Annotated in this window: 20 protein-coding genes; 11 read left to right on the top strand and 9 right to left on the bottom strand. The window is 65.2% G+C overall.

Translation table 11 applies throughout. The annotated features are described in order from the left end of the window. Positions 1–403: 403 nt before the first annotated feature. Complete coding sequence (locus tag OHS03_RS06635) at positions 404–1,777, top strand: cutinase family protein (RefSeq protein WP_328661610.1); 1,374 nt, start codon at positions 404–406, stop codon at positions 1,775–1,777. A 49-nt stretch (positions 1,778–1,826) separates the two neighbouring features. Here OHS03_RS06635 and OHS03_RS06630 read toward each other — a convergent pair whose 3' ends face one another. From OHS03_RS06630 to OHS03_RS06600, 7 genes are all read right to left on the bottom strand, one after another. Beyond that, on the bottom strand, positions 1,827–2,042 hold the full coding sequence (locus OHS03_RS06630) for a helix-turn-helix domain-containing protein (RefSeq protein WP_056820842.1): 216 nt from the start codon (positions 2,040–2,042) through the stop codon (positions 1,827–1,829). A gap of 202 nt (positions 2,043–2,244) precedes the next feature. Beyond that, positions 2,245–3,219 (bottom strand): helix-turn-helix domain-containing protein, encoded by a 975-nt coding sequence (locus OHS03_RS06625; RefSeq protein WP_056820844.1) that lies wholly within the window; start codon positions 3,217–3,219, stop codon positions 2,245–2,247. Positions 3,220–3,391: 172 nt separating this feature from the next. Beyond that, a complete protein-coding gene (locus tag OHS03_RS06620; RefSeq protein ID WP_328661609.1) occupies positions 3,392–4,024 on the bottom strand; it encodes a GNAT family N-acetyltransferase in 633 nt (210 codons plus the stop codon). Further along, entirely contained in the window at positions 4,021–5,061 is a 1,041-nt protein-coding gene (locus tag OHS03_RS06615) for a ThiF family adenylyltransferase (protein WP_328661607.1), read from the bottom strand. Before OHS03_RS06615 ends, OHS03_RS06620 begins: the two co-directional genes overlap by 4 nt. A gap of 436 nt (positions 5,062–5,497) precedes the next feature. Continuing rightward, a complete protein-coding gene (locus tag OHS03_RS06610; RefSeq protein WP_328661605.1) occupies positions 5,498–6,331 on the bottom strand; it encodes an alpha/beta fold hydrolase in 834 nt (277 codons plus the stop codon). Next, a complete protein-coding gene (locus OHS03_RS06605; protein WP_328661603.1) occupies positions 6,328–6,933 on the bottom strand; it encodes a TetR/AcrR family transcriptional regulator in 606 nt (201 codons plus the stop codon). The genes OHS03_RS06610 and OHS03_RS06605 overlap by 4 nt, the downstream gene beginning before the upstream one ends. After that, entirely contained in the window at positions 6,930–8,714 is a 1,785-nt protein-coding gene (locus OHS03_RS06600; RefSeq protein WP_328661602.1) for an N-acyl-D-amino-acid deacylase family protein, read from the bottom strand. Before OHS03_RS06600 ends, OHS03_RS06605 begins: the two co-directional genes overlap by 4 nt. 209 nt (positions 8,715–8,923) lie before the next feature. On the opposite strand from OHS03_RS06600, the gene OHS03_RS06595 reads away from it, so the two are divergent. The 4 genes from OHS03_RS06595 (at position 8,924) to OHS03_RS06580 (ending at position 14,194) form a co-directional block, all read left to right on the top strand. Further along, positions 8,924–10,600 (top strand): ABC-F family ATP-binding cassette domain-containing protein, encoded by a 1,677-nt coding sequence (locus OHS03_RS06595; protein WP_328661600.1) that lies wholly within the window; start codon positions 8,924–8,926, stop codon positions 10,598–10,600. A gap of 579 nt (positions 10,601–11,179) precedes the next feature. Continuing rightward, positions 11,180–11,935: a dienelactone hydrolase family protein gene (locus OHS03_RS06590; RefSeq protein WP_328661598.1), complete on the top strand. Its 756-nt coding sequence runs from the start codon at positions 11,180–11,182 to the stop codon at positions 11,933–11,935. Positions 11,936–12,176: 241 nt separating this feature from the next. Continuing rightward, positions 12,177–13,658, top strand: coding sequence for an FAD-dependent oxidoreductase (locus OHS03_RS06585; RefSeq protein WP_328661596.1), 1,482 nt, complete (start codon positions 12,177–12,179; stop codon positions 13,656–13,658). A gap of 71 nt (positions 13,659–13,729) precedes the next feature. Next, a complete protein-coding gene (locus OHS03_RS06580) occupies positions 13,730–14,194 on the top strand; it encodes a pyridoxamine 5'-phosphate oxidase family protein (RefSeq protein WP_328661594.1) in 465 nt (154 codons plus the stop codon). Between the two features lie 45 nt (positions 14,195–14,239). Here OHS03_RS06580 and OHS03_RS06575 read toward each other — a convergent pair whose 3' ends face one another. Continuing rightward, positions 14,240–15,079: an inositol monophosphatase family protein gene (locus tag OHS03_RS06575; protein ID WP_328661592.1), complete on the bottom strand. Its 840-nt coding sequence runs from the start codon at positions 15,077–15,079 to the stop codon at positions 14,240–14,242. Positions 15,080–15,083: 4 nt separating this feature from the next. Between OHS03_RS06575 and OHS03_RS06570 the strand changes: the two genes are divergently transcribed. The 3 genes from OHS03_RS06570 to OHS03_RS06560 all read left to right on the top strand — a co-directional run bounded on the left by OHS03_RS06570 (position 15,084) and on the right by OHS03_RS06560 (position 17,643). Beyond that, positions 15,084–15,521, top strand: coding sequence for a hypothetical protein (locus tag OHS03_RS06570; RefSeq protein WP_328661590.1), 438 nt, complete (start codon positions 15,084–15,086; stop codon positions 15,519–15,521). Beyond that, positions 15,518–15,979, top strand: coding sequence for a cupin domain-containing protein (locus tag OHS03_RS06565; RefSeq protein WP_328661589.1), 462 nt, complete (start codon positions 15,518–15,520; stop codon positions 15,977–15,979). The genes OHS03_RS06570 and OHS03_RS06565 overlap by 4 nt, the downstream gene beginning before the upstream one ends. 206 nt (positions 15,980–16,185) lie before the next feature. Beyond that, on the top strand, positions 16,186–17,643 hold the full coding sequence (locus OHS03_RS06560) for an FAD-binding protein (protein WP_328661587.1): 1,458 nt from the start codon (positions 16,186–16,188) through the stop codon (positions 17,641–17,643). A gap of 98 nt (positions 17,644–17,741) precedes the next feature. Here OHS03_RS06560 and OHS03_RS06555 read toward each other — a convergent pair whose 3' ends face one another. Then, a complete protein-coding gene (locus OHS03_RS06555) occupies positions 17,742–18,515 on the bottom strand; it encodes a thioesterase II family protein (protein ID WP_328661585.1) in 774 nt (257 codons plus the stop codon). A 460-nt stretch (positions 18,516–18,975) separates the two neighbouring features. On the opposite strand from OHS03_RS06555, the gene OHS03_RS06550 reads away from it, so the two are divergent. The 3 genes from OHS03_RS06550 to OHS03_RS06540 all read left to right on the top strand — a co-directional run bounded on the left by OHS03_RS06550 (position 18,976) and on the right by OHS03_RS06540 (position 24,101). After that, on the top strand, positions 18,976–20,946 hold the full coding sequence (locus OHS03_RS06550) for a helix-turn-helix transcriptional regulator (protein ID WP_328661584.1): 1,971 nt from the start codon (positions 18,976–18,978) through the stop codon (positions 20,944–20,946). 70 nt (positions 20,947–21,016) lie between these two features. Beyond that, positions 21,017–21,922: a menaquinone biosynthetic enzyme MqnA/MqnD family protein gene (locus OHS03_RS06545; protein WP_056820862.1), complete on the top strand. Its 906-nt coding sequence runs from the start codon at positions 21,017–21,019 to the stop codon at positions 21,920–21,922. A 25-nt stretch (positions 21,923–21,947) separates the two neighbouring features. Beyond that, a complete protein-coding gene (locus OHS03_RS06540) occupies positions 21,948–24,101 on the top strand; it encodes an AMP-binding protein (RefSeq protein ID WP_328661582.1) in 2,154 nt (717 codons plus the stop codon). Positions 24,102–24,118: the final 17 nt, after the last annotated feature.

Raw genomic sequence — 24,118 nt, 5'->3', positions numbered from 1 at the left:
CGGAGCTCCGAGGGGATAAGCAGGGCGGCACCGGCTCAGGATGTCTCCGGACAGGTTTCTCACACAGCCCACACCTGCGAGAATTGTGATTAACATAAAGTCTCGGGAAGTGCCGTGTCAACATCCGACAAGCCGCTACAGCGGTTGCACGATTCCAGAACGGGACGTCACTTTGTTGATGAAGCGAAGCCGCTGACGCGGCACCTCGGCCAACACGACTTTCGATGACTCGACCACGCCACCGCGCGTCACGGTGCCTCCGACACCTAATCTGAAATGAAAATGTGTCTGAAAGTGTCTACGAAACCGATGGCGAGTGGCGAGAATTGGCCCCGACGGTTCGACACGATTCAGCACCTGCCGTACCGTCTCGAATCCCCTTCGGCAACAGAGGTATTGGACGATGAACAGGTTGTCGAGATCCGCCGCGGCGACATTGGTTGCCGCCGTCGTCGCGGCCGGGACTGCGGCGGTCGGCATCGCAGGAGCGGAATCGCCTGGCGCGCAGCCCTGCACCCCGTACACCGCAATTTTCGGGCCGGGGACCTGGGAGACCACGCCGGGCGCCGATCCCGAGGTGCCCGTCGGCATGCTCGGACCCGTCGGCGACGGACTGCAACGGCAGTTCGGTCGCGACATCACTATCCTCTACACCCCTTATGCCGCAAGCGCTTTCGACCAGGGTCTGACCTACGCGGAGTCCCTGAGCACCCTGGAATCCCGCTTGGGCCAGATGCTGCGTGGCCTGTGCGGCTCGACGCGGGTCATCCTCGCCGGCTACAGCCAGGGCGCGGACGGCATCGGCGATCTCGCCACCGAGATCGGCAATGGCGACGGTCCCATCGGTGCCGATCGCGTGGTCGGGGTCGGGCTACTGTCGGATCCGCATCGCGACCCGGATACCACACTCTCCCTGGGAAATACGCAGCCCGGTCGCGGCATCGCCGGAACACGGAGCCGGGATTTCGGTGCGTTGACCGAGCGAGTTCGCACCCTGTGTGCCGACGGCGACCTGTACTGCTCCCTCGATGCCGCCACCTCCCCGTTCCTCGCCGTGTTGGGCAGGGTTCTGAGCGGTGATCCCACACCGATCGCGAACCTCGTCCCCGCTACGACCGATCCCAGCAGCCTGATCACTCAAGCCGTCACCATGGGCGCCGGCTGGACAGCCACCGCGGCGAACCTGCCCACCATTCTCGACAACCTCACACGCCTCCCGGAGTTCCTCGCGGCCGGTGACATTCGCGGTGCGCACCGGAGCGCGCGTGCGGTCAACGTGGCCCTTGCCCCGTTGGTTCAGGCCGCCGCGGGTGTAGACCGAGTCCTGGTCGCCCAGGTCATCCGCGCAGCCGCCGCCGTCGACCCCTCTGGTCGGACCGCAGGCCTCAGCGTGATCGCCGACGCTCTCATGGATATCGATTTCCTGAGCATCGCCGACAGTGTCGGCCGAATTCAGGAAATCCTGTGGCGTGCGGTCGAATCCCTCGATCGCAACGACCCACTCGCCGCCGCCGCAGACCTGGCGACCCTGGCCGCCACCGGCGCCGACCTCACCGGCTCAGTACTCGGCCCCCTCGCCGCGAGCATCCGAGCAGACCTCCACGCAACCACCCGAACCCTGCTCAGCATCACCGACCCCGACACCGTCGACGAGCTCGTCCAGCTGGGCCGCCAAGGCGTGGACGTTGCCAACTTCTACGCCTCCGACGCCCATATCGACTACCGCGACGACGTCCAAATCCTCCTGAACTACCTGAGCTCCCAGGTAGTTTCGTAGCCCGTTGTGTCGGCTCGACCTGCATCGAGCCGACACAACGGTTTTCAGATCAGCACGACACTGCATCTCCGACCGAGTTGCCGAGCCGCACTCCCAGAACTCGCGATAATTCGCCGACATTGTTTGCACTGGGTGTCACCACATCACGTTCCCAACGGCTGATCTGGTTTCCGTCCGCGATTCCGATCCAGTCGGCCAACTCCGCCTGGGTGAATCCGGAGGCCATCCTCGCCGCCCGAATAGCTTTGCCGATCGTCGTGGACATGGTCTCCCCTCTCTCTCGATGCCCTCAGCACGGACCCCATCGGTGCGAGTGCCCCGTGGGCGAACACTCGTACTGCTGATGTGGTCTCGCGCAGCCACATTCGAAAGATATCGGTGAATCGGCCTTCGAAGGAGACTGTGACTGCACGGCAGCTGACTGTGCACGCACAAAATTTGCGCGCCGTCGGGCGCACAACTCCCGGCTATTTCGGTGGGTTGTCCGCAGCGGTGGCGCTGCGGCGCCAGTCACGAGGTGTCATGCCGAATGCTTCGCGGAATCGCCGGGCGAAGTGGGCGGCATCGCGGAAACCCACGGCGCCGGCCACCGACGCGATGGACCGGTGCGCGTAGCCGATGTCGATCAACATGTCACGGGCCCGGACCAGGCGTTGTTCGATGATCCACTGCTCGAGGCTGATACCCGACTGCGCGCATACCTTGTACAGGTGCCGCACGGAGATGTTGTTGGCGGCGGCGATACCGGGGATCTTCAAGGTCGAATCGGACAGGTTTGTCCGCACATAACCGAGGATCTGCTCGATCAGCAGTTGCTCAGGTATGGCGGCTCCGTCACCCGGCCCGCGGCCCGCCGCCGAGATCAATAGTGCCCGAACCATTTCCAGACACGACTCACCCACAGAGGCGGCGGCCGGATCAGCTTCGAGCTGGTCGGCGATCCCGACGAGATGCTGGATCTGCGCCGTGACCATCGGGTACAGCGGCGATGCCGCCAGCCGCCCATGAGCCGCGACGACCGTCTCCGCGGAAATGCCGAGGCGCTCCCTGGACAGCTGCAGGCACAACGTTCCGCCGAGACCGTGCCAGCCGGAGGCGAACGCGGTGGCCAAATCGATCACTTCGCAGGCGCCGGGTTCGATCAGCGTTTGCGCACCGAACTGTTCGTGCTTGCGGACCTGTCCGTTCTGAACGGTAACCGTCAACGTGTCGCTGGGCGTGGCTCGCTCATGGCGACTGGTTCGGCAGACCTGGTGACCGGATACCTCCGAGCGGGTCAGCGCGATCGGACCCAGCATCCAGGCCTGATGTCGGCTGACCACCTCGGCCGGCGAATCCAACATCTGCAGGTTCGCCCCGATTTCGGCTTCCTGCAGGATTGCGGTGACCGCCTCCCGCCGGTCCGCCGGCGTGAAGAAGTCGGAGTCGATCAGCACTGCCATTTGTGATCTCTACTTCGGATTCTCGCCGGCGGTGGAGCCCCTCCCGTCGCCGGCCGCTACGCGTTTCGGGTGGTGGAAATTCAGGCAAAGCGCTTGCGTGGGTTCGTAGTCGGCGATGTTATCGCGCTCCGGCGCGCCCGGAGCCCGATTCGGTAGGGATTGCACACCGACTTCACCGACCCACGATGACGTGTTCCTTTGCCGCGGTAGGCCGTAACGTCAGGATTCGACGTTCGGCGGGTGTCGCCGTCGCAGCCCATTCCGGCCGCAAAGCCGCATAGGTACACACATCGCGCCACCGACCCTGGGTTCGGTAGAGCTGCCGCAACCGCGCCTCCGGCGTCAAGCCCACTCCCGACATCACCGTGTCCATCACCGGATGATCGTGCCGATGCCCCGCCCATACCCGGTGAATCCCGAGCGGCCCGAAGGCGAATGCCGCCAAGAGCCGCCCCGCCTCGATACCACCTGCCCGCAGCGCCCCTTCCGGAACCACGACCAGACCGCCGATCATCGCGTTGCTGCCGAAATCCTCTACCAGCAGACCGATGGTGCCGACCATGGTGTCCTCGCCCGGTGCCGTGATCGCCAGCGTGTACCTGCGCCGCGGACTCTCGCCGCGGGAGCGCAGGGCGGCATCGAACGATGTCGCGGCCTCCCGGACACCCATGCTGTCGGTGCCCATATATCGGGTCAGGCGCGGGTCGGTGAAAATCCGCTGATAGACGCCGAGATCACCGGCACGCAGATCACGCAACCGCAGCCGCGCACCGACGAGTTCCACGTTGCGCAGGTCGATCGTCAACGGACTTCCTCCATCGCCCGCACGCATGCCGGAGTAACCCGTTGACCTACCGCGGGTATGAGCTCGTCGAGGTCGACATAGGTTCGCCCCGACGGGATCAGCTCGCCGAGCAGGATCCGGCGAGCCGTGTCCGCCACCAAGGCGCCGCCGAGCATCACCCCGGAGGCGAGTTGAGGCCAGCTGGACAGGCTCCGGTCGATCTCACCGACAGCGTCGCGCATCGCCGGACTCAGCCGCGGCTCGTCGACCACTGCCAGCAGAAACGACAGCCGCTCGCCCCGGTTCATCCTCGCGACATCGGCGGAGGTCGACCCGCCGGTGCGGCCGTGGAACAGCGGGCGATGGGGTTCGCGATCGAAACGCTCCACATCCAGTAAGCCGCGATCGTTGGTGTCCATCAGTACCGGGACGGCTCGGCGCCGCGCGTACTCACGGACAGCGACTTTCGCCCAGACCGTGTCGCATTCCTCCACCACCAGGTCCAGCGGCCGGGTGCCGCCCACGCCGTCGAAGAACGGTCCGATCGATTCCTCGGTCAACCCGTCCGTGAACACCTCGATGTCGAGGTAGGGGTCGATCTCGAACATCTGACGCGCCGCCAGCACAGCCTTGGAAACCCCGAGATCACCCACCCCGGCCCGCAGCCGGTTCAGATTCGACAGCCCGAGGTTGTCGAAGTCGGCCAATCGGAACGATCCGCCGACCCCTTCCATCGCCAGCGTCACTGCCGCACTGTTGCCCACCGACAGCCCGACCACCCCGATCCGCCGCTCGCGCAGGTCTCGCTGCTGCGCTCGGTCGATCTTGTTGCGATTCCGATCGGTCCGCACCCGCTGGAAACCCTCGCGCGGCAGCACATGTACCAACCGGCCGTTCCACGGATAGAACACCCACGTTCCCCACTGCCACAGCGCAGTCCCACCACAGATCCGACGACGCGCCGCCGCCAGCGAACCCGTCGAATGCGCGACCGCAGGCTCCTCGCAGCGGATCAGTTCGTCGAGCTGATCTTCGATCGTGTCGTGTACGGCACTCACAGAACTCGACGCTGCCAACGCTTCCAGATCACGCAGTCCTTCCGGGCTCGACGCATCGAGCAGCACGGGAAGGAAATGCGATGTTGCAGCGTCGGGCGTGAGTACCTTCGGACGCGGAACCGAGCGATGCCGAACCATGTGTGCACAAACCTCCGACCCTCATGAGATGAACGGTCGCCCGCTCGTCTCTGTCGACCAGGACGCGCAAAGGATACACACAGCACACCTTCAGCAAATCGACCTTCGGTCCAGCGGCATGGCGCGAAAATACCCCAGCCGAAATGGGACTACGACCAATTCGGTCGGCATGAGAGGCGACCGCTCGAGCACCCTTCCGCAGTCTCGCAATAATCCCGCAAGCATCGATTCCAGGACCGGCAGGATCCGTACCAGACCGTGACGGCGGCGATAGGACGAAAGATTCCCCGAGCGGGCCTCACATGCGCGACAGCAGCAATTGCGCCGCTTCGCACGGGTGGGAGTAGGGCCACCAATGTCCCGCATCCACAGCGACGACCTCGACGTCACTGACCCAATCGTGCACAGCGTCAGTGAGATCTGGAGCCAGGAATCGATCCCGGCGTGGGGCCACGATCGTAGTGGGGACGTTGCAGACCGCTGCGGGCCCACCGACAAGCCGTGCGACTACGTTCGCGCGATACAGCGCGATGCCCCGTCGCTGATTCTCCGGTGATAGCGGCGGCGCATCCTCGAAGTACCCGGCAGCCGCGAGCAGTGTGGGGATACGCCGCGAAAGAACGGGAACATGGAAGCCCCAGATATACCAGGAACGCGCGAGCTGCGAAATCACCGATGGCCAGCGGGACAGCACGACAGCGCGGGCCCTCGCCAGCCGACGTAGATGATCCAGGCTCGGCCCGGAGACTGAGGTATACGAGGCGAAGGTCGATGCCGCGCGAGGTGCGGACATCGCCTCCCACATCTGCACAGAACCCCAGTCGTGGGCAAAGACGTGGATCGGAGTTCGTTGGGCCGGAATCGAATCCACCACGGCGAAGACATCTTCGGCCAGTCGCGGCAGGGTGAACGAGCGCAGGGAGTCGGGATCGTCGACCACGGTATCGCCGCCGCCTCGCGTGTCGTAGGCGATGATTCGCACCCGATCGCCGAGAGCATCGATCAACGGCAGGAACAGTCGATGATCATCCGGGTACCCGTGCACGAGCAGCACGGTGTTCTCGGCGTCCGGATTCCCGTATTCGAATACCGCGATCGTGGCGCCATCGGTTCGCACTGTCCACCGTGTCACGCGCTGACGAATTCCTGATTCGCGGCCTCGGCCCGGAGCAGATTCGCGATCACCGTGAGCCGCAGCTCGTCTTGCTCGGGGTCAGGATGGACCACGGCGGCGAGGGCTTCTCCGTCGAGGAGGTAGACCACGCTGAAGATGACGGTATCCAAGCGCTCCGCAGCGATGGTGGCCGCGAACGGCAATGTCCTCGCCAACTGTGCGATCTGCTCGTGGTACTGAATGGTGAACGGAGTCAGCCGTTCCCGGAGCGCGGGGTCGCTGCGAGCGGCGATGAGTAGCTCGTACCACGCCCCGTTGATCGGGGCACGGCATGCCGCTCGCAGCAGTGTGAGGCAGTGGTCGATGGAATCGGTGCCGAGTCGGCTCAGTCCGGCGCGGAATTCGGTGAACTGCCGAGAACGGACTTCTTCTGCTGCTGCGACCAAAAGGTCGAGTCGCGTGGGGAAATGGCGGAACAGCGCCCCGGAGGACACTCCTGCCCGCGCGACAATCTCACTGACTGTCGTTGCGGCATAACCTTTTTCGCACAGCGAATCGATAGTGGCGTCGATCAGATTGCCGATGGTTTCGGTGCGGCGTTGCTGCTGGGTTCGACTCATGTGTTCGCCGTGACGGCGATGGAGTCGTCGGCGCCGGCCCGCAGGTATCGACCGGCACGTTCGGACACGCCGAACCACGGCGCGAACTGCCCCTGTCGATAGGCGATCTTGCCGGCTATCAACGTCGCCGTCACCGCTCGATCATTGCGGTTGACCATGCGGCTGAGGCCGCCGAACTCGGGCATGATCTCCTCGCGATAGGCGGTGACGTCGTCATCGAGGCCCGCGGGATCGATGATCACCACATCGGCACGTCCACCGAGCCGCAGATGCCCGGCGTCGACGCCGTAGAAATCGCCGAGCTCACCGGTGAGCTTGTGCACCGCCTTCTCCACGCTCATGAACGGATTCCGTGCACCTCGCGCACTGTTCACACGATGGAGCAGCCGGATACCGAAGTTGTAGAACGCCATATTGCGCAGATGCGCACCCGCGTCGGAGAATCCGACGGTTACTCCGGGCGCGTTGATCAGTCGGTCCATGGTTCGGGGCCGATAGTTGGCGATGGTGGTGTGCCAGCGCAATGCGCGTCCATGCTCGACCACCAGATCGAGGAAGGCATCGACGACGTGGATATCACGAGATTTCGCGATATCGGCGACCGTCTTGCCCACGAGCGAACCGTCGGGACACTCGGTTATCTGCACATCCGCGAAGTCGCGGTGCCAGACCCGTGAGCTGAACTTCTTTTCGAAGTCGGCGCGGAACCATCGTCGATACGCTTCGTCGGACAGAAGTTCGTTGCGCTCCAATTCGTCGCGTAGGTGCAATGCCGCCCGGCCGGAGCCGAATTCTTCGAACACCACGAGGTCGATGCCGTCGGAGTAGACGTCGAACGGCGTGGGCAGATGCTGCCATCGGAACTGACCTCGGCCCGGGCCGTTGACAGCGGCCGCGATCGGTCCGAATATCTGATGGATCCACGGCGACGCCTTGGGGTCGGCCGCGGCCAACAACGACACCTTCAACGACTTGCGTCCGAGACCTGTTGCGGCACCGAGGAAGAAGATCATGTCGTATTTGGTGTTGAGATTCGGGATGCTCTGCAACAGTCGTCCTCGCTTGCGCAGGATCTTGTGCAACCGACGGAACTCGCTCCATCTGGCGTAAGCCGACGGCAGCGACCTCGAACGATATCGATCACCGTCCAGCTTGTCCCATGGATTGGTCATCGTCGACATACCGAGCATTCCCGCGTCCAGGGCTTCGCTCAATGCCTCGGCCATCGCCCGAGATTCCGCACCGGTGGGCTTCTGGCGACGATCGGTCGACCGATCGAGTCCCATGACATGCGCCCGCAAGTCGGAGTGCCCCACGAGCAAGGCGACATTCGGTCCCAGCGGCAGACGCTCGAGGGATTCGATGTACTCCTGCGGCCCGGACCATGTTTTCGCGGTATCGACAGCTTTGAGGACGTGATCTCGCGGCAACGCCTCCACGCGTGAGAACAGATCGGCGATGTCCACGGCGGTGCTGTAGATGGTCGACAGCGAGCAGTTGCCGAGCATGACTGTGGTAACACCGTGTCGGACAGACTCTTTGAGCCCGGGGCTGACGAGAACCTCGGCGTCGTAATGGGTGTGGACGTCCACGAAGCCGGGCATCACCCACTGGCCTGTCGCATCGATCACTTCCCCGGCAGCGGAGGAATCGAGCGGTTCCGCGGAGAGGGCACAGACGACACCGTCGCGAATCCCCACGTGGCGCACAACGCCGGGGCTGCCACTCCCGTCGTACACCGTGCCACCGCTGATGATCACGTCGAAGAGGTGAGCGTTCATGTGACCTCCGTCATAGATTCCCTGCACGCTAACTTAGATAGCGAGCACTCGCAACCTTTTGGGTTCGCCGTGATCAGGCCATCGTCGTCTTGCTACCGTGGTGCGACAGTTGTCGTACGCGAGCGAGGTTGCCCGATTGTTCTTCCGAGCTTTTCACCCGGCCACGCAGTCCCCTGACCGCGTCGTCCTCGAATGCTTCGGAGAGTGCCATGCCAACCCAGATCACCGCGCTCGCGGTCAGTAAGTCGTTCGACGGCGATCCCGTTCTCACGGATGTGACATGTTCGCTCGACGTCGGCGAGCGCACCGGGATCATCGGCGAAAACGGCTCCGGCAAGACCACCCTGCTGCGGTTGTTCGCCGGGCGGGTGCAGCCCGACAGCGGCGAGATCATCGTTCACGCCGAGGGTGGCGTCGGCTACCTCGCGCAAGACGAGCAGCTCCCCCAGCACCTCACTGTGCAGCAGCTCATCGACCGAGCCCTCACCGAGCTCCGAGCGGTCGAAGCCCAGATGCGCCGCCTCGAGATCGCGATGGCCGACGGCGACGAGTCCGGAATCGACGAATACGGTGATCTGACACTACTTTTCGAACTTCACGGCGGTTATGACGCCGACGCGCGAGTGGAACAGGCTTTCCACGGACTGGGATTGAGCCTGGTAGATCGCGACCGCACGATCGGCGAGCTCTCGGGCGGCGAGCAGGTCCGACTGCGCCTGGCCGCGGTGCTGGCGGCCGCTCCGGAACTGCTGTTGCTGGACGAACCGACCAACCACCTCGACGACGTCGCCCTGACCTGGCTCGAAGACCACCTGATCGCCCGGCGCGGCACGACGGTGGCGGTTTCCCATGACCGGGCGTTCCTCGAACGGGTGACAACCAGCCTGCTGGAGGTCGACGCGGACCGGCAGCGCGTCGTCCGCTACAGCGACGGTTACCCAGGATTCCTGGCGGAAAAGGCTGCCGAGCGAGCGCGATGGGAGCAGGCGCACGCGCAATGGCTGGCCGATACCGCACGATTCCGTGAGGCCGTCGACACCACCGCCCGCAGGGTCGCACCGGGTCGGGCGATGGCCGACAACAACAAGATGGCCTACGGCCGAGCGGGTGGTCGGGTGCAGCAATCAGTGGCCAGCCGGGTCCGCAACGCGCAGGAACGGCTGCGCCGCCTGCTCGCCAACCCGGTGCCGGCACCGCCGCAACCCCTTCGATTCGCTCCCACCCTGGCGACCGCAGGCGGAGAGGGGACCGGGCTCGAGGCCACCGACATCTCCGTCGCGGGCAGACTCGCCCCGATCAGCGTGACGCTCGCCGCGGGCGACCGCCTGCTGATCACCGGCCCGAACGGCGCGGGCAAGACCACCCTGCTACGCGTGCTGGCCGGTCAACTCGCACCCGACACCGGCACCGTCGCCCGGACCGGCAAGATCGGCTACCTCGCACAGGAACCACCGCCGGCCGTCCGCGGACGCATGATGTTCGTCGCCTTCGCGCGTGATCGCCCGGGTGACCCAGAATTCCACGGCAACCAACTGCTCTCACTCGGCCTGTTCGACGTCTCCCAGTTCACGACGCGTGTCGAGGACCTGTCCACCGGCCAGCGCCAGCGCCTCGCCTTGGCGCGCTTGGTCACCGAACCCGTCGACGTGCTGCTCCTCGACGAGCCGACCAACCACCTGTCGCCAGGTCTGGTCGAGGAGTTGGAAACCGCGCTCGCCCATTTCCCGGGAGCCATCGTGGTCGTCAGCCACGACCGGCGACTACGCAGCCGCTGGGAAGGCACCCACCTCGCCTTACAGGCAACAACAGCCCGGACCACAGTCCCCGATTCCGGCGTCGACGACGAACGACGTGCCGGACTACGAGGTGGTGCAGGTATTCGGTGACGCCGCCGGCCCGGTGCCGCTGCGACGTTCTCTAGGCGATGCTGAAAACTGAGCAGTCCTACCGAATTCCGGAGCCGGTTCCCGCTGGAGGATCGGTGCGCACGAGGTCATAAACATAGGATCGTTCGCCCTTGCGGCTCACCCACACGCCCTCGGGAGGAAGCTCGCCTTGCCCGGGTTCGTCGAACGGGCGACTCGATACCTCATCGGCCGCGTTGCACACCACCCAACCGAAGTCGGGCAGTCGGCGACACCAAATGTCGAGGTCGACCCGCCTATACGACGGGAACCCGTATGTGTCTCCCTCGCGGACGAACTCATAAGTCAACCCATCGACGCGTCGCACGAACTTCACACCAGACATTCCGCCATCTTGGCCGACCTCTTCGTCACGTCGATCAGCGCGGCACGGGAACAGGCAGCGGCGATTCACTAGCCGCCCGGTCTCCGCCGCGATGTGCTTGCGCTGCGCCGAATTCGCTGCGTGCGCAGATGCCGGTTCCGACCGGCTCGAGCGCCGAATCACTGCCGTGCGAAAAGTAGGGTGTGCCCAACTCGATGCGCTCAGGAGGTTCCGCCGTGGCGGTGCACACGCTCACCCTCAATGTGGCTACGGCCGACGGCAAGGCCGATGCCTTCCTCGCCTACCCCGACGACAACGCTCCCCACCCCGCGGTTCTGGTGTTCTCCGACGCGTTCGGGCTGCGGCCGGTGGTCCGCCGTGACGCCGAACGCCTCGCGGCCCTCGGCTTCACCGTGCTCGTTCCGAATGTGTTCTACCGCAACGGTTCCGCACCGGTAATCGAGCTTCCCGACTTCATCGGGGCCGACCGACGCGGCGAGATCTTCGGCGCACTACGCCCGCTGCTGACCGCATTGACACCCGAACTCGTTGTCGCGGACGCCGAGGCGTATCTGTCGTGGCTGGCCGATTCCCCCTTGACCACCGGCAATCCGGTGGGCCTGTCCGGATACTGCATGGGCGTGCGCAACGCACTGCACACCGCCGCCGCCTACCCCGACCGCGTAGCCGCGGTAGCCGGCTTCCACGGCGGCAGACTGGCCACCGAGGACCCCACCAGTCCGCACACCGTGGTCGACCGAATCTCCGCTGAGGTCTACCTCGCGCACGCCGACGCGGACCCCGGACTCCCACCGGAACAGATCGACCGACTCGACGCCGCCTTCACCGCCTCGGGCACCACCTTCCGGACCGAGGTGTATCCCGGCGCCCACCACGGCTTCACCCAATCCGACACCGCCGTCTACAACGCCGAGGCAGACGCCCGGCACTGGACCGAATTGACTGATTTGTTCACGCGCGTCCTGCGCTGAACCTCTTTCGAAGACGCTTGACGAGCGTGGCCAACGGCTCCGGCGAAGTTGGCGGGTCGAGCGTCAGGCGCATCGACCGACATCCGAGAGAAGCTCTTAGGACAGCGAACCATCGGTGACAATCATGGCGGCTGCGAGGAAGATCGACAGAGGACCAACTGGTCGCAACCAAGACGCGCTGGAGCGTGACGTCACTAGAGCCCACTCTGGCTGGATCACGAGGCTCTCCAGGGAGGTCGCGGTGACAGATGGCGTCGCGTCAGCCGAGACGTCCGTTCGGGTGGAGCGCTGCGACGTCTGCATCGTCGGAGCCGGCATCGCCGGAATCAATGCCCTGTTCGTCGCCAGTCGATACCTGTCTCGCTCGCAGAAGATCATCCTGGTCGATCGCCGCGATCGTTCCGGCGGTATGTGGGTCGACACCTATGCCTACGTTCGGCTGCACCAGCCACATGGCCTGTTCACCGCCGGAAACATCAAGTGGACGCTTGGCCGGGATCGCTCCTACCTGGCGACCAAGGACGAGGTGCTCGCCCACTTCGAACACTGCCTCGAGATTGTCAGACAACGAGTTCAGGTGGAGGAGTACTTCGGCTGGGAGTTGGATTCGCAGGAGGAGTCCGCCGGGATTGTTCGCCTCACCTGCAAGTCCTCGGATGGCCGGCTCATGGTTGTCGAGGCGAAGCGACTGATCAAAGCCATCGGATTCGGGATTGTGCCCAACGACCCGCTCGAGATTTCCAGCGCACGCATCGTGTCGGTGTCACCCGACTTCTGCGATATGCGGAGGGACGAGATGCGGGCGAGCGACGCCCCCGTGTGGATCGTGGGCGGGGGGAAGACCGCGATGGACACCGCTCACACGCTGATCACGGAGTACCCCGGTCGGGAAGTGAACCTCGTGGCAGGTTCAGGCACGTTCTTTTCCGACCGTGACCGCTTGTTCCCTGTCGGCGGCCGACGGTGGTGGGGCGGCGCGCTGGCATCCGGCGTTTTCCGGGAGTTGGGTCGGCGCTTCGACGGGACCAACGAGACCGATGTCGCGACCTGGTTTCGCACGACCTACGGCACGTGGTTGACCCCCACCACAGCCAACTACCTGCTGGGCTTGCTGTCGGAATCGGAGAACAAGACGATTGCCGACGGCCTGAACGAGGTGATCATGGATCACGTCGTCGATGCCGTCGACCGCGACGGCGATGTCGACTTGGTGTTCCGCAGCGGATCGGCGAAGAAGATTCAACCGGGCAGCTGGATAGTGAACTGCACCGGATATCTGCTGCGCGGCGACCCACCACCGCCCTACGAGCCCTACGTTTCCGACAGCGGTGCGGTCGTCTCGGTGCAGCCGCGCTCCGCGACATTCCATCTGACGTCCTACATGGGTTACTTCCTGACCCACCTACTGTTCTTGGACAAGCTCAGGGACGTCCCGCTGTACGAACTCGACGCACTGGACCTGCGGACGAAGTCGAGTGCGGCACTTCCGTATGTGCTCGGCTCCCTGGCCATGCACAACCTCAGCCTCGTCGTCGACAGCGTCCCGAACACAGTGTTCCTCGATTGTGGATTCGATCTCGATCGCTGGTACCCGCTGCCGCGCCGCATGATCGGAACGACGCGGTTCATGCTCACCCACCGCCGCGGACGCGAGCACCTCCGGCAAACCCTGGACACTGTGCGCACACGATTCGATGTACGCTGCGGTCCGATCCCGGTGTAGCTCGAAGAATTTCAGCCTGTGGACCAGTCCACGATGATGCGCGAAACAACGCCGACAGGAAGGCGGACATGATGGGGATCGACGATCCGAGTGTCAAGGAACTCGCTGTCAACGAGTGCTGGGCGTTACTCCGCGACGGGGAGGTAGGTCGCCTCGCGGTGTGGGTGGAGGACCATCCGGACATTTTCCCCCTCAATTACGCGGTCGATCACGGAACCATTGTGTTTCGATCCGCGCGGGGTACCAAGATGTCCGCCGCCTTGTCGGACGCACCCGTCGCGCTGGAAGTCGACGGCTACATTTCTGGGTCTCACGAAGCCTGGAGCGTGGTAGTCAAAGGTCGTGCCGAAGGGATCCGTGAGATCGGCGAGGTGATGGATACCGTAGATCTCCCCCTCTTTCCGTGGCAGGCCGGGGCGAAGGACTTCTTCATTCGACTCGTACCCACCGTGGTGACCGGTCGCCGGTTTCCCGTTGTGGACCCGACTGCGTGGCAGACTCCCTTCTCGAATGTGCGACAGTCGCCTTCGGAGTAGGGCACCGTTTGCCGTGGTAGCGCGCCGACCGCGCCCTACGGACTGCTAGCGCGGGGTGGGGCGGGCAGACAACGCTGGATCACGTTCGGCGTCATCGCTGACGAGCAGAGCACCCACAGTGTTCCAGTAGTCGGCATTCGCCGCGTTCAGCAGGCCGAAACGGTTGTCCGACAGTCGGAACACGGACCCGTCCGGCCGACGCGACAGGCCACCTGCCTCGGTGAGCAGCAGCGCACCGGGTGCATGGTCCCACGGCAGGGTCCGGTGGAACAGCGAGAAGTCCAGTACGCCGTCCAGCTGACGCGAATAGTCGATACCCGCGCACGAGCTCCCCGGCCCTAGAGATGCGAACCCCTCCGCCGCCGCCGCCAAACGCGTTCGCGCCGCCGGATCGAGGAACCTGGTCGGTGCGACGCCACGCAGTCGGGCCGCATCGATCCGCGCCGGGCTCAGCTGGATCCGGCGCCCACCCTCGAACGCACCCGAGCCACGCTCGGCGACATAGGCGAGTCCCGATTCCGGCAACACGATCCAGGCCGCGACGGTCTCGCCCGCGCGCACCAACGCCGCCATCACCGCGTACTCGGGACTGCTCGCGATGAAGTTCGCGGTGCCGTCCAGCGGATCGACCAGCCACACGCTGGGCTCGGTACTCAATGCCGAGAGCAGGGCAGGATTCTCGGCCACCGCCTCCTCACCCACCACCGGAATGTCCAGGATCTGTCGCAGACCCGCAGTGATCAGATTTTCAGCCTCCCGATCGGCGACCGTGACCATCTCACCGGGTGCCTTCTCGACCACGTCTGCCTCGGCCAGGCTGCGGAACCGAGGACGAACGGCCGTCTCGGCGGCTTCGAACAGTACCCGGGTCACCGCATCGATCACGCCGGTGAGCTTAGTCGACATCGGTTGCCGCCGAGTCGACGTGCGGATCACCTCTGGTACGCGGAACTGGGCTCTTATCTTGCGCAGGCTAGATTCCGGGCGAAGGATCAATCTCAAATCTGTTGAGCAAAAACAGGAATGGTGCAACGATTTTGACTACTGGGCCAGAACATCGAGGCAGCGTCACCGAGTTGGCTGCGCCTCCAACGCATCGAACACGCAGGAAATCACGGCGTTGTGTACGTCGTTCCATCACCATCTGAACGATCAGAACTGGGAGAGCCTGGCCGACCTTTTCACCGAACACAGAGTTCCCGACTGCGGCGAGTACGGCCGATCGCAAGGCGGGAAGACGATCATCGACTACTGCTCGATACTGCTCGACAAAATCGTCGATATCATTCTGAACACTAACGACCGAAGTGGAGGAGCGCACCCATGACTGCCGAAGACTGGCGGCACAACGGTATCCGCGTGATCAAGGCGGATCAGCTCGATCCGAACACCGCGCAGACACCCGGAATGGAGCGGGCGGCCGCGATCGATTTCGCCCGTGTCGGCGCGCAGAAGATCTGGGCCGGAACCGTCACGATTCATCCGGACGCCAAGACCGGCGCACACCACCACGGCGCACTCGAGAGTGTCATCTACGTGATCCGCGGCCGCGCCCGGATGCGCTGGGGCGAGCAGCTGGAATTCGTCGCGGAGGCCGGGCCGGGCGACTTCATCTTCGTGCCACCGTATGTCCCGCACCAGGAGATCAACGCCAGCACCCACGAACCCCTGGAATGCGTACTGGTGCGCAGCGACAGCGAAGCCGTGGTCGTCAATCTCGAGATCGAGCCGATCGAGAAGCCCGAAGCCGTGCATTGGATCGACCCCATCCACCACCAGCCGTAGCCCTCACCTGCGACCACTCGGCGCGGGTTCCACTTGTCCGGACCCGCCATCGAGAGGTGAGCCGAGGTAGGGGTCGGCTAGGGGTGGCGACGGCATCGGCTGTCGCCTGTGATGTCCGTATCACGTTGGTAGGCAACGTATTCGCGATACGGAGAGCTGGATTGTCCGAGATTTACTCGACCGAACCGAATCCCGACCGTAGCGGTATGAGTCGACGTCGTATGCTCGCGGTCACCGCCGCGGTGATCGGCTTCGACATCGTGGCCGGCCAGTGGATCACCCACGGCACCGCCGCGGCGCAATCCCCGTTCGACAATGTGCCGGAGCTGGACGGCGAACTTCTCCTGGACAACGGCGCTCGCGCCAGTATGTCCACCGACCGCGGCCAGATCGTCACCAGGATACCCGCGGCCGTCCTGCGTCCCGGCTCGGCCACAGACATCCAGAAGATGATCCAGTTCTGCTGTCAGCGGGGGATCCCGGTGAGCGCGCGCGGTGACGGCCACGCCACCCACGGCCAGTCCCTGACCGACGGGCTCGCGATCGAGACCCGTTCGTTGACCGCGATTCACGAGATGTCCGACGACCACGTCGTCGTGGATCCGGGGATCTTCTGGGGCGACCTGGCCGTCGCGACGTACAACGCGCGTCGACGCACGCCGCCGGTGATCACCACGATCACCAAATTGACTGTGGGTGGCACCCTCTCGGTCGGCGGCGCGGGCGCCAACGTCCATTTCGGGCTGCAGACCGACAACGTGCTCGAGCTCGACATCGTCGACGGCACCGGCACCCTGCGCACCTGTTCCGCGACCCGGAACCGGGATCTGTTCGAGGCGGTGCTGGGCGGTCTTGGTCAGTTCGGCGTGATCGTTCGCGCCACCATCCCGCTGATCCCCGCGCCGACGCGGGTGCGGGAGTGGCGATTCAACTACATCTCCAACGCCGATCATGTCACCGACACCCGCCTGTTCACCCTGCGCGGTGAGCTCGACGAGGTGCACTCGGAATGGCTGCCGGGGTCCACCGGCCCGGTGCGGCTGGTGACGGTCGCGAAGTACTTCGAACCCGGTGCCGAACCCGATGGCGGACATTATCTGCGCGGCGGGACCATCCCCGGTGTGCTGGCGATCCAGGAGGACTACGACTGGTTGCCGTATCTGCTCCGCAGCGACGCCCTGGTCGATCCATTCTCGAACCTCGGCTACGACCAACTGCTCAAGCCCTGGTTCGACGTGATGCTGCCCGACTCGGTCGCCGCGGAATTCCTCGCCGCGGAATTTCCCGAATGGACGCCCGAGATCATGGGTCTCGGCGTGATCGACCTGAAAACGGTGCGGCGATCCCGGGTGTCCAACCCGATGTTCCGGCTGCCCGACCCGGACGGCAGCGATATCTACCACACGCTGAGCGTGCTGCGGACCTCGCTGCATCCGGGCCCCGACCCCGCCTACGTCGAGTACTGGCTGACCCGCAATCGCCAGATGTACGAGCGGGCACGCGCACTCGGCGGCGTCCGATACGCGGCCGACTCCCAAGACTTCACCACGGCGGACTGGGCGGCCGAATACGGCGACCGCTGGCCCGAACTGGTCGCCCGCAAGCGTCGTTACGATCCCGAGTCGATCCTCGGTATCGGCGTCGACATGTTCGCCGGCGCCTAACGGCGGGAAGTAGTTGTCGCGAGCGGAACCTGGAGTATTGCTGAACGGACGCTTACTGCATTCACATCGCTGGTGGCCGCGGGTGGTGCCGAGGTTTCTCAGTCTGCGACGACGGGGTGGTGGCCGCTGAGACGGTCGGCGATCGTGCGCATGATCTGGCCGCCGTGCTCGGCGAGGTAGAAGTGGCCGCCGCGGTAGACGTCAAGGGTGAACGGTGCGGTGGTGTGGTCGGCCCACGCCCGCGCCTCATCCTCGGTCACCATCGGGTCCGCGTCCCCGATCATCGCGTGGATCGGAGAGGTCAGTGCGGGACCGGGGCGGAAATCGTAAGTCTCGGCGGCCTTGTAGTCGCTACGGAGGGCGGGTAGCGCCATGGCCAGCACCTCGGGGTCGTCGAGGATCTGATCGTCGGTCCCGCTGAGCGAGCGGACCTCGGCGACGATTCCGGCCGCTGACGCGAGATGAACGGTGCAGCCGAACCGATGCCGAGAGGGCGCCGGCCGCCCTGAGACGAACGTCACACGCGGAATCATGTCCGCCGCATGGAAGCGACGGGCCAGCTCGAAGGCGAGGGTCGCGCCCAAACTGTGTCCGAACAAGGCGAAATCGTCTGCGACGTTGCGCTGTAGCACCGGAAAGATCTGGTCAGCGAGGTCGTCGACGGTCTCGAGGCCGGGCTCGCGGAGGCGGTCCTGGCGGCCGGGATATTGGATAGCCATGACCTCGTGCCGCGGCGCCAACGCGCGGGCCATCGGGAGGTAGTAGGGCGCACTGCCGCCCGCGTGCGGCAGACAGATCAGTTGTGGCGCACCACAATCAGCCTCCCGGTAGCGACGAATCCACAAACTGTCGATACTTCGTGTACCTGCCATAGTCAGCGCGTCCGTATGTCGTGGTCGATGTAGCTGAACCATCACGATAGAACGCAGGCGCCTCACATGCCCGCCGGAGCGGCGTGAATCACACCTCGGCCGATCCCGGGAAGTGTTGGGAGACAAGACCTTTCACAATATGGTTACTTTCGCTCACATACCACCGCCGCCGGATCCTCCGTTAACAAAAGCCCTCGGGTCCCGCTATCGTCATCCAAGGGACGATGTTGTCCACGATGGTTCGAGATCGATTTTCGTGAGCAAGGCTCACGAACAGCTATCGGGGGTCGCCACGTTGAGCGTTATCGGAAGCAATGCAGGGTCGACATCGAAAGACCCAGGGGAAAGTTCGGTGCAGTGGCCGCGACCAGCGGCAGCCGTATTGGCAGAACTACGAAAAGGCGGACCGCGACAATTTCAAGTCGCCCAGTTACTCGCAGTACTCGACGAGGCTGTCTCATTGCCGATCCTGGCTCAGATCCTCGCCATCGACATCGAGTCGCTACACGCGGTCATCGGTGAGCTGACCGACGCGAAACTCATTGCCTACACCGAGTTTCGGCGCCGCGATCTGCGCGAAGCGGTGCTCCGTGAGACACCGTTGTCGACACGGAAGCGGCTACGCCACCGAGCGGCGGAGGTGCTGCACGATCGCGAAGCGCCGGATGCGCGGGTCGCCGACCAGTTACTGGGCGCCGACGACATCCGATTCCCCTGGGCCGTACCGGTTCTGCGTCGAGCGGCCGCGGCCGCCATCGCCGAGGACCAAGTCTCCAAGGCGATCGACTACCTCGAGCTCGCCTGGCGGCTGACCCGCGACGGGAGCGAGGGCGCGGTAATCCTGCTGATCATCGCGGTCGTACGCTGGCGGCTGAATCCGTCTACGGCGAACCGCAGCTTCGCGCGGCTTGTCACCGCACTGCGTAACGGGGCGATCCCGGTGCAGTGTCTCCCGACAACCGCGCGCTATCTGCTCTGGCACGGCCGACTCGGTGAAGCCCGCATCGCTCTGCGGATGCTCGACGACGCGGCCTCCGCAGGTGAGGAATCCGGCGTCGCGGCGCGCGGCGCCATGCAGGAATGGCTGTCGTGCAACTATCCGGGGTTGCTCGAGATCCGCGACAACCACTCTGCGGATTCGCCCGCGGTTCTGCTGCGCGCGCAGTTCCAGGAAGACTCCGCGCTGTTCCCGCAGCAGGGTTGGGCCGAACCCGACGAGGAAGCGGCTCGGCTGCTGCTCGATGTCTTCGCGAACGGCGCGTCCGACTCCATCGTCGCGCGGGCGGAGCGGCTGATCCGCGAACACCGGCTCGACGACACGACATTGGGCGCGTTGCTGATGGCCCTGGATGCGCTGATCTACATCGATCGGCTCGATGTGGCCGGGTATTGGTGCGAGGCGTTGATGCTGGAGGCGACCGCGCGGCGGGCACCTGCCTGGCGTTCCATCTTCGCGATCTGGCGGTCGGCGATCCTGCTGCGAGAAGGCAAGCTGGAGGCGACGATCGCGCTCGGCGACGGCGCGCTGGTTCGGGTGCGCGACGAGAACCTGGGCAACTATGTCGGCCTGGCAGTGGCCGCACTGGTCTCCGCGTTGACCGCGGCGGGCCGCTATCAGGAAGCGGCAGGCTACCTCGACATCGAACTACCGGAGACCGTCCTGAACTCACGGGTCGCGCTGCCGTGGCTGCGCGCGCGCGGCCAGTACATGCTGGCCACGAACAACTACGAACAGGCCTACGCGGACTTCGCGGCCTGCGGCAGTCGGATGCAGCGATGGAACATGGACATCCCCGGTCTGATGGCCTGGCGTAACGACCTGGCCATGGTCTCGCTGGCACAGGGCGACCGCCATGGCGCCCACTATTGGGCGCTGGCGCACTTGACGCACCTCGGGTCCGTCACCAAGCATTCGAGCGGCGGGGTGTCGCTGCGGCTGATCGCCGCCACCGACCTGTGCGAACGGCACCTGGAATTGCGACGCCTCTCCGTCGATCTCGCGTCGGCGGGCAACGACACCTTCGAACTGGCGACGGCGCTGGCCGATCTCGCGCAGACCTATCGCTCGCTCGGCGAGCGTGACCGGGCGCGGGCCGCGACGCGACGCGCACAGCTCCTGGCCGAGCAGTGCGGCGCCGAACCCCTGCAACGTCGATTGGCCGGAACGACAAACGGCCCGGGTCCGCTCCTCGAGACCGAACGAACGGACCGGACCACCGAGACGCTCAGCCCGGCCGAACTCAAGGTCGCCAGGCTGGTCGCGACAGGCAGCCGCAACCGCGACGTGGCGCGCGAGCTGCACATCACGCAGAGCACAGTCGAACAACACCTGACCCGGATCTACCGCAAAGTCGGAGTGCATCGACGCGCCGATCTGATGATGGTGCTGGGTGATCCGGCGCAGTGGACGATCGAATCGGAAGCCAGCTAGGACCTGTAACAAGCCCATTAGGGGACGCATAGGGGTTTGCACGCATCACCGATGACGCGACAGTGAGGTCATGCGCACAATCTCCGGTGCCGGCTCGACAAACCGGTCCCCCCGCCGTCGATCCCCCGGTCAGCGACGGCCACGAGTCGGGCACATCGAGTTCCTGAACTGGCTGCCGATCCTCTGGGGGCTCGCTCGCACAGGCAATCTCATCGATCTGGATCTAGTCCGCGACACGCCGGAGAACCTCAGCGACGCACTGGTCGCCGACGATCTCGACATGGGTCCCATCAGCCTGATGGAGTTCCTGAGTCACTCCGACCAACTCGTGATGTTGCCCGACATCGCGATCGGCTGCGACGGCCCGGTCATGTCCTGTCTGATCGTGAGCAAGATTCCGCTCGATCAGCTCGACGGCGAACGCGTCGCGCTCACCTCCACCAGCAGGACCTCGGTGCGGCTGACGAAACTACTCCTCTCGGAACATATCGGGGTCCAGCCCGAGTATTTCGTGAGTCCGCCGAACCTGGAAACAATGCTGGCGCAGGCGCCCGCGGCGGTGCTGATCGGTGACATGGCCTTGCGCGCCGCGCTGTTCGACGCTCCCGCCGCGGGACTGCTGGTGCACGACCTCGGGCAGATGTGGCGGGACTGGACCGGACTGCCCTTCGTGTTCGCGGTGATCGCGGCCCGGCGCGACTTCGTCGAGCGGGAACCAGAAACCGTGCGCCGCGTCCACGCCGACCTGCTCGCCGCCCGCGACATCGCCATGTCAGAGATGGACGAGCTCTGTGAACGCCTGGCTCACTGGGAGGAGTTCGACGCCTCCACCCTGCGCCGGTACTACACCGACGCACTCGACTTCGGACTCGGCCCACGACACCTCGCCGGCATCGCCGAGTTCGCGGCGCGGGTGGGCGGCCCCGCGGCGGGCTTTCCGGTGGATGTTTTTACGACGCTGCTCGATTCGGCCTGAGCCGAGACCGACGAAGGAGATAGTGATGCCATTTCACGGATCACCGTTCAGCAGCGATCTGAGTCCGGCCGCGCGCGTCGACGAGCTGGCCAGGAATCGTGGCAAACAGGTCGCGGTGGTGTACGAGGGCGCTACCTACAGCTATGCCGTGGTCGCGGCACAGTCCAGGCGATTGGCCGCCACGCTGTCGGACGGCGGTGCGATGGAAGGCGAGCGGATCGGCTATCTCGGCGGCAATAGCCTCGCCTTTCTGACCACCTTCCTGGCCGCGGCTCGGATCGGTGCGGTTTTCGTGCCGGTGAACTCGCGGCTGACATCGCCGGAGCTCGCGCTGATTCTCGATGACTGCGCCCCACATGCGCTGATCGTGGAGCCCGGCCATCGCCAGATCGTGGCCGAAGCACTGGCCGAGACAGATAACGACCGGGTGCGGCTGCTGTGGGCGCCCGGCGATCCGGTTCTCGACGGACCGGCCACTTCCCCCGCCTTCGCCGACCGCACACCCTCCGAGGAGTTCGCCGACGACCGGTCGACCCCACTGCGCTGCGACGCGGACCGGGTCGCGATGCTCACCTACACCTCGGGCACCACCGGCCGCCCCAAGGGCGTGGAACTCACCCACGGCAACCTCTGGTGGAACGGCGTGAACCTGGACATGGTCGCACCCGCGATGCCTGGGGACATCACCTTGGTGGTGGCACCGCTGTTCCACACCGCGCCGTTCGGCTGCTTCACCCTGCGCACCCTGTTGCGCGGCGGAACGGTGGTGCTGCGCCGCGACTTCGAGCCGACGCATCTGCTGGCAGACCTCGTCGACTACCGGGTCAACACGGTGTTCGCGGTACCCGCGATGTTCGCGGCGGCGGCCGCGGTACCCGAATTCGCCGACGCCGACCTGTCGGCGCTGCGCACCGCTGTCACCGCAGGAGCCCCGGCACACGCCGAACTCATCGGCCGCTACCTCGACCGCGGCGTGACCCTGCAACAGGCATACGGCCTGACCGAGACCTTGTTCGCGACCTGTCTGCCCGCCCAGCAGGCAGCGACGGCGCCTGCCTCGGCAGGACTGCCGTTGCCCTACACCGAGATCCGGGTGATCGACCCGACGAGCCGAAATGTTCTCGACGAGCCGGGCGCCCGCGGCGAGGTGTGCCTGCGCGGTCCGACCGTGGCAGGGGGCTACCGCAACAACGATGTCGCCACCGCCGCCTCGTTCGACGCGGATGGCTGGTTCCACACCGGTGACGTGGGTTATCTCGACGACGACGGCTGCCTCTACCTCGTCGACCGGCTCAAGGACATGATCATCGTGGGCGGGGACAACGTGTACTCCGCCGAAGTCGAGCAGGTGCTCGCCCGCTTCCCCGGCATCGTCGATGTGGCGGTGGTCGGCGTGCCCGACCCGCACGAGGGCGAGAGTGTCGTCGCGATCGTGCTGTGCCAGAAAGGGATCGAGCCGAGCTTGGTCGAACTGCGCCGCTTCGCCCGGACCGAGCTGGCCCGGTACAAACTGCCGACCCGCGTGGTGCACGCCGAAAAGATCCCCCGCAACGCGATGGGCAAGATCGACAAGGTCGATATTCGCGCCGTGCTCGCCGATGGCGACGAACACCGCTTCAGCGAAGCGGCAGCGGGCGGGCCCGCGCGAACAGCCGGCACCGCATCGGAGCCGCGCGCGGGCGGATTGCGAACCCTGGCTTCCCTGCCGCCCGACGAGCAGCGCCGTGCGGTCTTCGACCTGGTGACCGCGAGCATCGCCCGCACCATGCACGGCGCGCCCGCCACGCTCACGCCACACGACCGCTTCGACGACCTCGGGTTGAGTTCACTCGCGGCGGTCGAGCTGAGCCGTGGGCTCGGCGTCGCGCTGGGTCGGCGTCTGCCGACCACCGTGGTCTTCGACCACGCGACGGTCGGCGCCCTGGTGAAGCACCTGCAGACCCAACTGGCCGCCGAAGTCCGCCGCTTCCCCGCCCTCGAGCACCTGACCGAGTTCGAGCGGGTGGTCCGGCAGGACCCGCCGAGTGACGCGCTGCGCACCGAACTTCGCACCCGGCTGCGTAGTTCGCTCAATCGTCTCGCGACGACCGAAGCCACGATGACCCGACCAGACCCCGTAGCCGAAGCATCCGATTCCGAATTGTTCACCCTGCTCGACGCTGAACTCGGATCGGTCTGAGTACCCGATCCCGGCCT

This window comes from Nocardia salmonicida (assembly GCF_036142455.1).
In the GTDB taxonomy this organism is placed as follows: domain Bacteria; phylum Actinomycetota; class Actinomycetes; order Mycobacteriales; family Mycobacteriaceae; genus Nocardia; species Nocardia salmonicida.
The sequence above is the reverse complement of the archived record's forward strand: the minus strand, read 5'-3'. Positions and strand labels throughout refer to the sequence as shown.